This is a genomic window from Bartonella sp. AU16XJBT, assembly GCF_028618665.1.
Taxonomy (GTDB): domain Bacteria; phylum Pseudomonadota; class Alphaproteobacteria; order Rhizobiales; family Rhizobiaceae; genus Bartonella.
In genome coordinates, this window is record NZ_JAQITF010000003.1 from 64,929 (window position 1) to 79,587 (window position 14,659).

At 34.8% G+C, this 14,659-nt stretch carries 14 protein-coding genes and 1 tRNA gene; 6 read left to right on the forward strand and 9 right to left on the reverse strand.

Annotated elements, in window-relative coordinates; all coding sequences use genetic code 11:
* Positions 1–688 precede the first annotated feature (688 nt).
* Together PVV66_RS02485 and ettA are read right to left on the reverse strand one after the other, a co-directional pair.
* The gene (locus PVV66_RS02485; RefSeq protein WP_273717853.1) at positions 689–1,627 is read right to left on the reverse strand and encodes an ArsR family transcriptional regulator; all 939 of its coding nucleotides are present in this window, start codon (positions 1,625–1,627) and stop codon (positions 689–691) included.
* A gap of 676 nt (positions 1,628–2,303) precedes the next feature.
* Positions 2,304–3,953 carry an energy-dependent translational throttle protein EttA gene (gene ettA, locus PVV66_RS02490; RefSeq protein WP_273717854.1) on the reverse strand — a complete coding sequence of 550 codons (1,650 nt, stop codon included), beginning with the start codon at positions 3,951–3,953 and terminating at the stop codon, positions 2,304–2,306.
* A gap of 162 nt (positions 3,954–4,115) precedes the next feature.
* Here ettA and PVV66_RS02495 point away from each other — a divergent pair, with 162 nt between their 5' ends.
* On the forward strand, positions 4,116–4,652 hold the full coding sequence (locus PVV66_RS02495) for a hypothetical protein (RefSeq protein ID WP_273717856.1): 537 nt from the start codon (positions 4,116–4,118) through the stop codon (positions 4,650–4,652).
* Positions 4,653–4,701: 49 nt separating this feature from the next.
* Entirely contained in the window at positions 4,702–5,310 is a 609-nt protein-coding gene (gene pncA, locus PVV66_RS02500; protein WP_273717858.1) for a bifunctional nicotinamidase/pyrazinamidase, read from the forward strand.
* Positions 5,311–5,788: 478 nt separating this feature from the next.
* Here the strand turns inward: pncA and PVV66_RS02505 are convergent, their stop codons facing one another.
* Positions 5,789–6,838 carry a DUF475 domain-containing protein gene (locus PVV66_RS02505; RefSeq protein ID WP_273717861.1) on the reverse strand — a complete coding sequence of 350 codons (1,050 nt, stop codon included), beginning with the start codon at positions 6,836–6,838 and terminating at the stop codon, positions 5,789–5,791.
* A gap of 364 nt (positions 6,839–7,202) precedes the next feature.
* Here PVV66_RS02505 and PVV66_RS02510 point away from each other — a divergent pair, with 364 nt between their 5' ends.
* Entirely contained in the window at positions 7,203–7,742 is a 540-nt protein-coding gene (locus tag PVV66_RS02510; protein WP_273717862.1) for a helix-turn-helix transcriptional regulator, read from the forward strand.
* A gap of 386 nt (positions 7,743–8,128) precedes the next feature.
* A complete protein-coding gene (locus PVV66_RS02515) occupies positions 8,129–8,308 on the forward strand; it encodes a YegP family protein (protein WP_139413477.1) in 180 nt (59 codons plus the stop codon).
* A 781-nt stretch (positions 8,309–9,089) separates the two neighbouring features.
* Here PVV66_RS02515 and PVV66_RS02520 read toward each other — a convergent pair.
* The 3 genes from PVV66_RS02520 to PVV66_RS02530 all read right to left on the reverse strand — a co-directional run bounded on the left by PVV66_RS02520 (position 9,090) and on the right by PVV66_RS02530 (position 10,248).
* Positions 9,090–9,401: a hypothetical protein gene (locus PVV66_RS02520; protein WP_273717866.1), complete on the reverse strand. Its 312-nt coding sequence runs from the start codon at positions 9,399–9,401 to the stop codon at positions 9,090–9,092.
* A 176-nt stretch (positions 9,402–9,577) separates the two neighbouring features.
* A complete protein-coding gene (locus PVV66_RS02525; RefSeq protein ID WP_273717868.1) occupies positions 9,578–9,970 on the reverse strand; it encodes a hypothetical protein in 393 nt (130 codons plus the stop codon).
* Positions 9,967–10,248 carry a hypothetical protein gene (locus tag PVV66_RS02530; RefSeq protein WP_273717870.1) on the reverse strand — a complete coding sequence of 94 codons (282 nt, stop codon included), beginning with the start codon at positions 10,246–10,248 and terminating at the stop codon, positions 9,967–9,969. The genes PVV66_RS02525 and PVV66_RS02530 overlap by 4 nt, the downstream gene beginning before the upstream one ends.
* Positions 10,249–10,725: 477 nt before the next feature.
* On the opposite strand from PVV66_RS02530, the gene PVV66_RS02535 reads away from it, so the two are divergent.
* On the forward strand, positions 10,726–11,040 hold the full coding sequence (locus PVV66_RS02535; RefSeq protein ID WP_212112251.1) for a helix-turn-helix domain-containing protein: 315 nt from the start codon (positions 10,726–10,728) through the stop codon (positions 11,038–11,040).
* On the opposite strand, the gene PVV66_RS02540 is transcribed toward PVV66_RS02535, so the two are convergent.
* Both PVV66_RS02540 and PVV66_RS02545 read right to left on the reverse strand, forming a co-directional pair.
* The gene (locus PVV66_RS02540; RefSeq protein ID WP_273717876.1) at positions 10,964–11,146 is read right to left on the reverse strand and encodes a hypothetical protein; all 183 of its coding nucleotides are present in this window, start codon (positions 11,144–11,146) and stop codon (positions 10,964–10,966) included. The genes PVV66_RS02535 and PVV66_RS02540 overlap by 77 nt on opposite strands.
* Positions 11,147–12,813: 1,667 nt before the next feature.
* Positions 12,814–12,890 (reverse strand) — tRNA-Ile (locus PVV66_RS02545).
* 168 nt (positions 12,891–13,058) lie between these two features.
* Between PVV66_RS02545 and PVV66_RS02550 the strand changes: the two genes are divergently transcribed.
* Entirely contained in the window at positions 13,059–13,790 is a 732-nt protein-coding gene (locus PVV66_RS02550) for an SIMPL domain-containing protein (RefSeq protein ID WP_273717878.1), read from the forward strand.
* 29 nt (positions 13,791–13,819) lie between these two features.
* Here PVV66_RS02550 and PVV66_RS02555 read toward each other — a convergent pair whose 3' ends face one another.
* A complete protein-coding gene (locus tag PVV66_RS02555) occupies positions 13,820–14,281 on the reverse strand; it encodes a YcgN family cysteine cluster protein (RefSeq protein WP_273717879.1) in 462 nt (153 codons plus the stop codon).
* Positions 14,282–14,659 lie beyond the last annotated feature (378 nt).

The following is a 14,659-nucleotide window of genomic DNA, read 5'->3' on the forward strand; positions in this document are numbered from 1 at the left end:
CTATCTTTACCATCACATCACCCTTTAATGTCCTTTACGGCTTTCAAAAACATCCATATCTTTTAGCGCATTGCCCCACGTCTTTGCTTTTCTCATTCTTTAATGTTTTTCCCCATGAAAAACTCTAAGGCATTTCTCATCCATACCCTTAACCCTGTTTCACCCCATCTCTTGGTACTCTTAAAGAGATAACTTAAGATTAGGAACCACTATCTTTAACATGTATGAAGGTGCGAACCACCACCACATTATATTGCAACTGCTTTTACATTGAGAAAATGCGCGAAAGATCTATTTCCTCTTTCAAACGATTTTATTGACACAAAAAAACTCCTCTTGTAACAGACAAACAGACGCCTTTGGATTGTAAAATAAAAGGTTTGAAATAAAAAAATATTCTTGTATTCAAGACTCTTATTGGAGTTTTAAAAGATGAATGATCTTTTAAAATCAATTTATTGATTAATTAAAAATATGATATCAAGGCACCTTAAATAACAATCTTCATAGCCTTTCATCTATAAGAGTTCATTACACAGCCTCCACGCCCCTATGAAACACCAATATCCTCATATAAAAACATAATGCAAATATAAAAAATAATAACTTTTCAATGATTTAATAAAATTTCATCTCTGCACTATTCCTTGAGAAAAATCAGAGAATAAAGCACATTAACAAACGAGATTTATGCAAAATTGACTTGTTTATCTTTGATATCATCAACCAATAAACGGGGATCACGAGCAAGCCAAAGTGTCACCACACACTCCTCACTGTTTTCACTTTGTATAGGAGTAAGACAAATCGTTTGTTCTAAAACAAGTCCTGCATTTTTAAGCCATTGTTCTATTTGTAAAGCCGAAAATCCAAACCCCATATGCGCTTGATCAGAATGTGAAGATTCAGCTTTATGATAACCAAAATCCACAATCAATAAACGCCCATGAGGACGCAAAACACCTGATATTTTATGAAGAGCCATTTCAGGATTTTCAAGAAAATGTAAAACCCAATGAAGAATGACTAAATCAAAAGTTGTCTCTCCAACAGGCAAGTGCAAAACATCACGATCAAGCACGATTTCAATCGCATGCGTATAAAGATCAGAAAACAATTTTAAAACAAAATCTCCACCCATTCCAATATTTAGCATCGTCTGAAATGGCTTATCACCCACGATTTTAAGTAAAGCATTTTCCACACTGTGATCTACCATATAGGACGATCGTAAGAGATCCCATTGCGACATATTTTGTAAAAAATGCTTCTTCCTCGTTTTTTGACGCTGCTTTTTGACATCCTTCAAACGTTCTAAATCGTGCGCTAACAACACATCATGCTTTGGAAAAGCCGAAAAAATGCCCATCACAATATCTTTACCCCAAAAATCATGACAAAGCTTAAAATAAAGACAACCTCCCTTCTGATAACGCTCAATCAATCGTGCTTCGTACAATAAACATAAATATCGTGATATACACACTTGCGACTGGTCAAGGATAAAAATAAAATCAGCGATTGTTAAATCTTCATGATGCAAGAGCCTAAGAACACGTAAATGGTTTACTTCTGCTACCGCTTTCAGCAGCACAGTCATTGCATCTAAACTTGTACTTTTTTTCATAATTATCCCCTAAACCTTCCTATAAACATTTGTTTATAGAAAAAAAAGTCAAGCATAATGCGCATATTCTTATCTATTTCATTCCCGCCATTTTATCATCCTATGAAAAAAATAGGCTACTGTAAAAGATGAACAGATCTTATCTCATTACCCATAAATAATTATAACAATTTGATTTATAATGATTATTTATCATTTTTAACTTAAATAAAAGGCTAAATATCGTCATCTTTTCTCATTTCAAACCTATTCATGGTAAATCAATTAAACTATTCTCTTGCACCTCAGAAATGGCGGCCTATGGACAAAAACACAGAAAATAAGTGAAATGCCTCTTATAGCTATCTCAAAACAAAAATTATCCAACATTGGAAGAGAATAAATAATAGGATGGTTTCAGTTTGTAGCTTTAAATTAAAGACGCTAATGCTCAACGACCAGAGCATTTGTACAATGGCACTTTCTATGAAAGATTTCCCCTCTTCATGGCAATTTTACAAGCAAGAATAGTATATATCACAAATAGAATAGCTTTCTTTTCGTCATGGTCTCATAAAGAGCCTCTCCTCTTTCCCATGAATAAAAACTTCCACGGAATACACACGACATTATTGATGAAATCATAAACACAAAAACACACTATTTTCTCAATAAAGTTCCCATAAGATAAGAAATTCTAGCGTGTAAGAGGCTTATAATTTGCGTGCTTAGGGTTAAGGGCTTCACCCCCAAGACGGCGAACTTTATCAGCCTCATATTCAGCAAAATTACCTTCAAACCATTCCACATGGCCATCACCTTCAAAGGCTAAAATATGCGTTGCCAATCGATCAAGAAACATACGATCGTGCGATATGATCACGGCACAACCAGCAAAATTTTCTAATGCATCTTCCAATGCACCCAACGTTTCAGTATCAAGATCATTTGTCGGTTCATCAAGAAGAAGCACATTCCCCCCCTCTTTTAGAAGTTTCGCCAAATGGACACGATTGCGCTGCCCTCCTGATAAATTTGCCACCTTCTGCTGCTGATCGGCCCCCTTGAAATTAAAAGCCCCGCAATAAGCACGACTATTCATTTCATATTTGCCTAACTTAATAATGTCATTTCCACCAGAAATCTCCTCCCAAACAGTTTTATCACCCGCCAAAGAATCGCGACTCTGATCCACATAACTCATGTGAACTGTTTCACCAATCCGTATTTGGCCTGAATCGGGCTGTTCTTGTCCTGTCAACATTTTAAACAATGTCGACTTTCCCATACCATTAGCACCAATAACGCCGACAATGCCCCCAGCAGGAAGTTTAAAAGAGAGAGAATCAATCAACACACGTTCGCTATAAGCTTTAGAGAGATGATCAACTTCAATGACAACCTGTCCTAATCTTTCTCCAATAGGAATAATAATTTGCGCCTCTCCAGGACGACGTTCACGTGCCGCCTGAACCAACTCATCATAAGCTTTAATCCGCGCTTTTGACTTTGCTTGCCGCCCTTTTGGACTAGAAGCGATCCATTCTTGCTCACGTGATAAAGCACGTTGACGCGCAGCCTCTTCACGCCCCTCTTGAGCCAAACGCTTGGCTTTAGCCCCCAAATAAGCAGAATAGTTCCCCTCATAAGGGATACCTCTACCGCGATCTAACTCTAAAATCCAACCCGTAACATTATCGAGAAAATAACGATCATGGGTTATCAAAAGCACGGCGCCAGGATATTCACGCAGATGCCTTTCAAGCCAAGCTGTCGTTTCAGCATCTAAATGGTTTGTCGGTTCATCCAAAAGCAACAAATCAGGTTTTGACAAAAGCAATTTACAAAGCGCCACACGCCGCTTTTCACCACCCGAAAGTTTTATCACATCCCCCTCAGCTGGCGGACAACCAAGAGCAGCCATTGCCATTTCCACTTGACTTTCTAAATCCCAAAGATTCTGACTGTCAATAATATCCTGAAGCTGTGCACTTTCATCAGCCGTTTCCTCGCTATAATTCATCATCAATTCGTTATAACGCTCAAGAATGGCCTGTTTATCTGCAACACCTTCCATCACATTGCCACGCACATCTTTGCTTGCATCAAGCACAGGTTCTTGTGGTAGATAGCCACAACGTGCTCCTTCAGAAAGCCACGCTTCTCCCGTATATTCCTTATCTAGCCCAGCCATAATACGTAAAATAGTTGATTTACCCGCACCATTTGGCCCTAAAATACCGATCTTCGCATCTGGATAAAAAGACAAATGAATATTTTCTAAAATTTTTTTATTGCCGTAAGACTTGTTGAGTCCAGCCATATGGTAGATAAATTGACGTGCCATAAACTTCTCTTTATATTGTGCGATATTAAAGATTAGGATTTTGAAAAAACTGCTTTCGCTTTTTGAAACTGTACAGTAAATAGCGCTTACATCATCTCAAAAGCTTTTCACTTTAATATTGGTACATTTTTTTTAATCTCACAAGCCCCAGTATGGTTCTAAATGCAAAAAAACATCCCCTCAAGAAGCAAAAAGCAAATCTTTTTAGCTGTACCTGAAACATGTTATCAAACATTGCCCCTCTTTTCCATACCAGATATAACATTGTATTTTTATCGTATTAAACCAACCTATCAATGTAATATGGAACCAAAAAGAAAAGTAATTCTCTATGCACCTTCTTTTTTGGCTTTATGGGCTTTAACTTACGCAGTAAAAAATCCTTTCCTTTTTTCATCGATTTTTTGTTACGGGAAACAATGGACTTCACCCCTTGCTTTAATGTGGCTTAAATTACGTTTACAAAATGACCGCCGCCTTATGGGATCTGACGTCCCAAGCCCAATGATCATGAAGGCTTTGCGCCAACATGTCGCAACAAATGACTACAGTGCACTTCCCATTGGTACGTGGTTACACTTCGTAAAAAACTATAAAATGAATTGTAAAAACTTACCCGTCCCCCTCTTTTGGCTTGATAATTATAAAAATAAGATCAATATTCAACAAGTCATTTCAAAACTTCAAGACGAAATATAGCTTTTTTAAAATACGATAAAAGCTCACCTCCTATAGGAATAATATATTTATGGAAAAAAAAGCCTTACTCGTCATTGATGTTCAAAATGACTTCTTACCCGGTGGAGCACTTGCAGTACCACAAGGTGATGTTATTTTACCCGCCATCAATAATCTTATCAATCATTTTGACCACGTTATCTTAACCCAAGACTGGCACCCCAAAAACCACTGCAGCTTTGCTTCCTGCTATCCTGAAAAAAAGCCCTATGATACCACCAATCTTGACTATGGTCCTCAAATACTTTGGCCTGATCATTGCATACAAGGAACACAAGGAGCAGAATTTTATCCATCTCTCAGAGTGGAAAAGGCACAACTTATCCTTAGAAAAGGCTATAATCAAAAAATGGATAGCTATTCTGCTTTTCTTGAAAATGATCAAAAAACATCAACAGGTTTACAAGCTTATCTCAAAGAACACGGTTTTACCAAGCTCGTTATGTGTGGCTTAGCAACGGACTTTTGTGTTGGATTTTCCGCTCTTCACGCCATACAATGTGGTTTTAAAGTCAGTGTTTCATTAAATGCCTGCGCTGGTATTGATGTAAACGAATCCCTAAACACGATGCTTAAAACGATGAACGAAGCTGGTATAGAACTGTTAATGGTCTCCTAAAATATTGTTTTCTGACTACCTATTATAAAGCACTGATTTATAAGAAATACATTATTCTTTACATATTTAAGTGAGTTGTTACATATTTAAGTGAGAGACCAGAATAGGATAAAATTCTCTCATTTCAAACTTATTCATAATGAATAAACCATTTTACACATCACAACTAGGATAAATATGTAAATAAAAATCACTCAAGAAAGCAACAAAAATGCTTCTTATGAATCGTTAAATATAAAAGCTTTCATCGTACTGAAAGCGGGTAAAAGTATAGCGCCCGTTTGCACCTTGTATTTAAGTCAAAGCTATCCAAGAGATTTTAAATTATTCCCTTCATGGGAAGAATCATATCATAGCTTCAACTTTAAAATAAGGACACCAATAAGAAAGACTATAGCATTTTGTTTTGCATGAAAGTTCTCTTTTATTAAGGATATGCGATAAACAAAAGCATGAGAAAATATGAAGTTTTCATTACTTAAGAAGCAACATGTTTATCCAATTGACGACGCTTAAAACGAATCGAAGAATACAATGCCATTCCAATAATACAGACTCCCACAAGTCCTGTTAATACTTCAGGAACTGGTATAATCGTTTGCAGATACATAATCACGGCAAGAACTAAAATTGCATAAAAAGCACCATGCTCCAAATAACGATAATGCAACAATGTCCCTGACTCGACCAACATAATTGTCATAGAACGAACATAAAATGCACCGATACCAAGACCAATTGCGATAATAAAAAGGTTGTGTGAAAAAGCAAAAGCTCCAACCACACCATCGAAAGAAAAACTCGCATCAAGAACTTCTAAATAAAGGAACGCCCCTAGTCCCCCTTGAGCCACGCTCGTCAAAGTCTTTTTAGGAGCATCTAAGAGATGACCGACAACTTCAACACCTATAAAAGTCAAAAGCCCATAAAGGGCTGCTAATAAAAAAGTGACTTTATCTTCCGCAACAATCTGCCCTGACACGAATAAGATCAAAATCAAAACAATTGCAATATCAATCCCAACAAGCGCCCCAAACTTTTGAGCAGGTCTCTCTATAACATTAAGCCAATGCACCTCTTTTTCAGAATCAAAAAAATATTTTAAGCCAACCATCATAAGGAAAGTTCCTCCAAAAGCGGCAATTCCCATATGCGCATCGGTTAAGACTTCAGCATATAGATGTGGTTCCCCTATCGCTAATTTAACTGCCGCAATTGGATTAATTCCAACAGCAACGACAACCACCAACAAAGGAAAAACAATCCGCATCCCAAATACAGCAATCAAAATACCCCATATAAGAAAACGACGACGCCATAACGGATTCATTCTACTAAGAACACGTGCATTGATAATAGAATTATCAAAAGATAAAGAAATTTCCAAAACCCCTAAAACACAGCAAATAAAAAAATATTTAAGAAAACCAGTAATGCTTCCCGTTTCAAACCAACCAATAGCCCCTCCTAAAAAGACACCAATAATCGTGAAAAAAAAAGCAAAACCAAAATAGCGTAACAGGGCCATGATCATTCCTCAAAGTTTATTTTCTAATTCATCTACAGCAGACAAATAGTGCAAATCAAAAGCTTGTATCTCTTTAAAGTTGCATCTCTTAATGCAGAGGTGTATAGAATATATATGGTAAAGTTACATGAAAATTTTCTCAAAAAAAGCAAGAGACAAATGCAGTAAACAAAGAATTTTGTTTTGAGATGAATATTAATCGTCAATTACAATAAGTGAAAGATTGTTTTCTATCCATTAAAATAAAAAAATAAAGAAAAATTAAAACGATGAATATTGACATTATGTCATAGAATATTAATACATAGTGTGCTTTTATTATTTAATGATTTATACCATGATGATTTACCGAGGGAGATAATTCGTGGCACGTCCTGAAACTGAATCAAAAACCATATTTGGAAAACGTTTACGTTATGTACGTCTTGCTTTAGGCGATCCATCGCGTGAAACTTTAGCTAAAAGTTTTAGCATGACAAAAAATTCCATTGCTTTTTATGAGCGTGGAGAGAGAGAACCCAATCTTAGTGTCTTACAAACATACCGCACGTTATATGGTGTCAACATTAATTGGCTTTTAACCGGACAAGGAAAAATGTTTGACGCCGAATATACAAAAGGTGATTTTGACTGGAATTATTTTATTAAAAAAATTGAGGGGCTAGAAGAAACACTTGCCAATAGTGATCGTAATGAAAAACTAAATCAAGAAAAAATTGACAGCTCTTATGAAAAATTGCAGCAATATTTGTCAAGACAAGGTTTATCAAATGGCCTTAACCCTAAAACTGCAACTTCTCTGATCGATATGAAAGCCAAAATGGCTAATTCTTATACCCTTAGCTTATTCATTGATTTACTCATTCGAAGCGTATCCCAAAAAGAAGTTATAGCTAGTCAATAAACGTCTATTTCAAAAGAGAAAACAAGAAATAATTAAGAGCCACCAGTATGGAGAAAAGTATTTTTCCTTTATCCATGCTGGTGGAAGTTTGTGTGCTCTATAAAAGTTATACTATAAAAGAAAAATATTTTTATTGTAAATAAACGTATAGTGTCATTAAATTAAAAAAAATAATTTTATAGTATAAAATTCTCATTCATATCTTATTGACAAGAAATTTTTTCTTGTTAAAAGGATAATAGCTCTCATAGAAATTATTTTTTAAGGTCAGAAAATTTAAGGGGAATATATTGACGACTTCCTATAGAGACATACATTAGTATTCGTAAATGGGTTAGTTGAGTATTTATCCTGAAAATTATCAGCTATTTTATGAGGTGAGAAACATGTATTTTGAGGTGTTTCAAGGAGTTCACAATCAATGGTACTGGCGTTTAATCTCAGGAGATGCACAAAAAATTGCTTTTTCTAGTAAAGGGTATCCAACAAAACAAGATATCCTCATGAATATTGAACAAATCAAAGAAATTACCCATAAAGCTCTTATTAAAGAACTCCAGTCTTAACATTCTTCACCATTAAGATAAGAGTTCAGTTTGTATAATGGGATTTTGGGCTATGTTTTTGTAATGAATAAAAGTGACTGATTTTTTCTCAGTGAAAGAAATTTTTTTGTGTTACTTTTAATACGTGTAAGTGAAAGTTAAATTTTCGCAGGGTGTATGTTTATTTTCAAATATAATTGAGTTTTGATAGCATTTATCAAGCAGTAAATCCCTCAAGTCCTGTATTTTTCATAAAACAAACACCTATGAAGAGAAAACAAAGCATAATTTAGGAATGTAATTGCTTTCTCAGATATCAATATCTTTTACGTTCATCTTCCTATTCTGTATCGGATAATCATAACTGACTTATCGCCTTCGCCTTCATAAAAAACAAATATTTCTTTCTATTATCATGAAATTTTTTACGCCTATTCCTTGAAACTATCGCAGCATTATACCTAAAATCTAAAAGGAACGCGCAAAATTGTTTTCTACAATAATATAAATCACCATAACAATTGCTGGATCGTATAGATACCCTTTACTAATACCCCTAAGCTATAAACTGAGGCATCACCATAAACTTTTATTTTGACCGCCAACGACTAGCTTTCTATCAACTGTAACGATTTTATAAACTATAGAACAGAGTAAACTCGAATATTCTCTTCCTATACAATCTCTCCACGAACACTTATAATAGACTTCATGAAAGTCATGTCTCTCTCATTATTTCCAATCTTTCTAACACATCTCCAAATCTTTTAATGCATAAATTCGATACAAAATATGAATACAATCACTCTTTATCACCTTCAGATTTAAGCACTTTTTGATATTTCTTTTCGTTTTCTTCATATTGCTTAATTCGTTTTTTCAGTTTTTCAATTGCTTGATCGCGTCTTTTAATCACCATATTTTGCTCTCTAAGAACTCTATCTCGTTCTTCAGTCATCTTCATAGAATCCCTTAAAAACTCATGCTTTATCCTTCTGGATTCCTCTTTTAGAGCTTTAATTTGACTGCGATAATATAAAGCAAACCGAAATATAAACCCGCTGAACAACAAAACAACGATCATTGCTCCCAATAAAATTTCGTTTATACTCATTTTGATCTCCTCTCATTGCCGCTCAAGTGATCATCTTAAGCAATTTATTTTGTTTCATTCTCTATCAAAAAAGAAGGCAATAAACTCCATATTCCAAGTGCGAATAATCACCCTCGGCATTCGTATTTTCTCCATTAAAACATTGATAAATGACGCAAAAAACACCCTGAAAGCGGCTAAATCCACACGCCCACACCAATTATTTGCGACATATTTATTGATCCAAAATATAAAAAATAAGGGACTTCCAACAAAACGAACAACGTGATAAAATCAATACACGCCTTCCCCGAAACATTCCCATTTTCCTCTTTTACGCCATATGGAATATGGCTGTATGTGGAATTTTTTTCATTATTACAAAGATCTTCAGCGTCACAAAGCACAGCTTTTCTGTAAAGTTTTACCTTCCCACAAATCTTTACATCACCGCAAACCAAAACATTATTATAAACACGAGCCTTTCTATAATCAAAAGTATTACGACAAACTTCAATATATTGAGCATTCAAAATTTGACCCAAAACGACTACATTAGTGTAAACATATGCCTCTCCACTCATATTCAAATGACAATAAAGTCCTCCCCTCTCATAAACATGCAAATTCTTGTCCCCCCTAGACGACCATATATTAGCGCATTGCCATAAACAAAAATATCCTCAAAAACACAGACTTTATTATAAACCGTCGTGTCATCAAAAGCACACCCATCCTCATAGAAGCATTGGTCGCGGATATCCCATTCCAGCAAACAACCACCTTCATGCTTCAAATTATTTTTGTGTTCTATAAAAACACCAAAATCATTTTTTTTGATATTTCTAAAGTTTTTTAACGTACACATACGACATACCATCTGATAGTGACCTAATTTATTACAATAAAAAAGAAATGAGCATTTTAAACTTATGAATTTATGTTTTTTTCTACAACCACAATCTTGTCTCTTGAGACTGTAAAGCTTCGTTATATGCTCCCATACCGACTTAACGCAGAATTTTTTACAAATGCTGATGTTGGGGTATATCTTGATTTATAATGCTGCTACGTATACTATCACAGCGAAATCTCATGAACACACGCGTGCGTATCACTGTTTCTGGTAGACGCAGTGATTTCTCTACAACCGTGAAACTAAGGAACCATTTTTATTGATTCGAATCTAAAAGTGTATGGGGACATTTTGTTATTAGTTAAAAACAACTCTATATGCTTCATTAGCGAAGAGCTACGCATGGATATTTTCACGCTCCTTGTATCATATATTCTGGATTCGCGATGCAATATTAACGCTATAGCGTAAATGTGTAAAGGTCTAAAAATGACAAAGACTGAAAAAGATTGGTTCCAACGCTTAATTGAATTAATAAAGAGTGACGGACGAACGATGATCGAAATAAGCAGAGCAGCAGGCTGTGGACAAAACTATGTCCAACAAATGATAAAAGGAGGAAAGAGACCTTCAGTCGATAAACTTATGGCTATTCTAAATACACTCGGAAATGCTAGCGCCATATATGTCATAACCGGCTTCAATATCTCCGATGAAGACTTAAAACTTATAGCTTTGATTTCGTCTGGAGATAAAAAGAAGATTGAAGCTTTAAATGTTCTGTTGAATGAGGAGCAGTTGTAGAATTTTCTACTCTATCCAATATCGCTTGCTTTTGAGACGTCGATAAAGACTCCCATTTCACAATAATATCCGATAAAGCCGCCTCAAATTTTTCATCATTCTTCATAGTCATACTCCATATTGTCAAACTATATAACGCTAAAGCGTTTAAACATATCTCATACCTTAGAAAAAAATATTTGCAATAGGCAGTATGGAAGCAATTGTGTACAAACTTATTTTATGAAATCAGATAAAATTCTATGAGTTATGTACCATGATGAAACAGAAAGCATCGCTCGATCCAGACCTTCTTATGAAAATTGGTATGATCTATCAACAACGCGAATAATGTTACGCAAATCTTGTGATTCGGGCCAATAACAAATTAGTGTGAAAATATCTCTGAAGATACTCCTGAACTCTTTATAAGAGAACACGAAAAAGCTTATTTCAAAAGAAATAATATATCACAATTTTATTCTACATAGCACCATCTATGTTTTTTAAACAATATTGCAAAGCAAGGATATAACAATGTTATAGGAATAAGTTCTTATAAACAGCCGCGTCCCCTAAAACCCTGTAATGCATTTACAAGGCAACCTCCCCTCTAAAAACACTTTTTAAATACTGATTCGTTATCATGAATAAAAATGGCGATGTTTAAAAAAATAAAATAAATCATCACTCATGATCTCCGTACGTAAATTGTATGTAGATTTACAACAAGGAAAAAATTTTCTCACGTAAATGAAAAATGATTATCTTCGAAGAAGAAGAGTACTTTTCCAACAAGAAATCACTTCCCCTGCCAATTATTTTGCAGAAAAGAGAAAACTCTTTTCACAATCAATAGGAAAAAATTTTAGCAATACCAAAAAAGAGCAAGTTTTACCGAAATACTGCCAATGCTTTATGAGCGTAAAATCAAAAAAAGACCTTGTGACTTCAATAACAATTTGAATGACATAAGAAATATAATTTGAGCATTAGGTAGAAAACGCACAATGGTAAAGAGGTACCATTTTAATGAACTTTCCAATATTGCAGAAAATATTCTTACAGAATAATAAAACACCTATCACAGTAAAATTTGGATAACATAAGGCACCACCCACAATCCCTCAATTGGGATCTCAAAGGACGATTGATCAAATTCTTTTTAGAAAACACTCCACCGCCCCTATAAACAATACGTTTCAAAAATCAGAAAAAACTTTTTTCATGAAAAAAATATCAACAAATATTACTATGATTACGCCCATAACTCCTATGAAGGTCTATAGATCATATCCTTTCATATACAATATTTTATCATGATGATGTTATTCGAACATCTCAAAATCGTAAAGATCATTCAAAGAAAGCGGGTTCACACTCACCATTTTTCGGGATGTTTGTTATAAACGCGCACAACGTTTAGCATTGATTCTATTGAGGGCAGTCCATTTGGCAGAACAAGCACAAATAAACTCATCTCATGAAAATATTAAGCCCTTGTTATGAAGAACATCACACAGAAAAAATAAAAAACAACGTATGAATTAAAAACGTAAACAGAAACACATATCAAATTAATCCAGATGCTCTAATGTTGCAAATGAAAGCATTTCTTTGATGAGACTAAAAAGTATATCATCACTTTATATATTAAAATGACTGATAGAAAAACACTGCAAAAAAATGACAAAAGAATTTAGAACAAACGGAGAAATAAGCCAAAAGAACGAAGGATGTAGAATCCCCAAACTTTTACTAAACTAATCATTTTCCTATTGGACAATTCCCTATTGGTGGGCCCGGAGGGACTCGAACCCCCAACCAAGCGGTTATGAGCCGCTGGCTCTAACCAATTGAGCTACAGGCCCCACACAGGTGGTCTCTCTCTAAACTAAAATGCTCTATGATACAAGAGCTGACTTAGATTATAACCCATCTTTTTCTCTTTTCTATTGGTTTTTTTTCTAATGCCCTAATTTCTTTACAAGAACTCTCAAAAATGAGAGAGTAATAATGACAAATGAAAAGGAATAGATATGATAGAAAAGAAAATTCAACCACTGAAGAGTTTTTTGGTTAAAATAGCTCTATTAACATTCACACTCTTAGCCGCTTCATTGACTGTCGTACATGCTTATGCTGAAGAAAATAAAAGAGATGCAACGATTACAGTGACTGCAATCGGAGAAAGTCAAGCTGCACCGGATATGGCAATTATTAATCTTGCCGTTATTACGGATGACAAAACGGCTCAAAAAGCATTAGCTTCCAATAATAAATCTATGAATGATATTATAAATGCCTTTAAAAATAATGGCATCCACGCAAATGATTTACAAACATCAGGTTTATCTATTTATCAGTCGTCCCACGAAAAAAAGAATAATGAAAAACTCTATCACGTTTCAAATTCTTTAACTGTACGCATTCGTGATCTTAGCAATGCTGGTAAAATCTTTGATCAAGCCATGGCACTGGGAATTAATTCAGTGAATGGTATTACTTTTACCAACGCAGATACAAAGCCATTTTATCAAGAAGCACGTAAAAAAGCCATTACTGAAGCCATTGAAAAAGCGCAAACAATAGCACAAGCTGCCGACTTAAAATTAGGAAAAATTATTGAAATCAATGAAAAAGATGATTACTACCGCCCAACACCGCGTCTCATGAGTAGAGCAGCAGATGCAAGCTACGCAGATACAAATTTTGCAGGGGGTGAATTAAATTATAATGTGAGTGTCACTGTCGTCTTTGCGATCGATTAAAACACCAACCATTGTATAAAATACTCATATCACTGGCCTTCACATAGAAGACCAGTAATATGAGTGAGATAATCTTCTTCAGATGATAATTCGTCTTCGTAGATCTCTATATATCCACGAGCAGAAATATATGCTTTATGCACCGTTTGACAATCTCCTGATACCAATGGATGCCACCATGGGAGATCTTTTCCTTCATAAATTAATTTATAAGCGCAACTTTCTGGAAGCCAACGCACCGTTTTAACGGTTGTAATGTCTAACGATATACAATCTGGTACAATTGATTTACGATGACCATAGTCTCGACACTGGCAAGTTTCCCCATCTAAAAGACGACAAGCAATACTGGTTGCATAAAGATCACCCGTATCATCATCCTCAACTTTGTGGAGACAACAACGACCACAGCCATCACAAAGACTCTCCCACTCAGCGAAGGAAAATTCTTCTAATTTTTTTACTTTCCAAAAAGGAAGTTCTCCACTCATAAACTCAGGCACACCTTTTTTAATGAAGACGATCGATAAAAAAGAAAAAAGAAAAAATTTCTATAAATTCATCTATTTCTGTCTCTTAAAAAGATTCAACTCAATGCGTATTTCATACAATTTTCTTAAAATCTATCTGAAGAAAAAGCGAATATTCAAAAAATAGCGCATATAAATGAACATAATCTATTGAAAAATTCCTTTGTCAATCGACAAAGAATAAAATGCGTCACCTAAAATGATAAAATAATTCTGCAAAGAATAACCTTTCTCATCAAAAAGACAGTACGCTGCACTATAAGTTTATTCTTGAGATATCCCATCTCTTAAAAAAAACGACTCTAGGCAAAATAATATTTTATCGTTCATTTCTTGAAA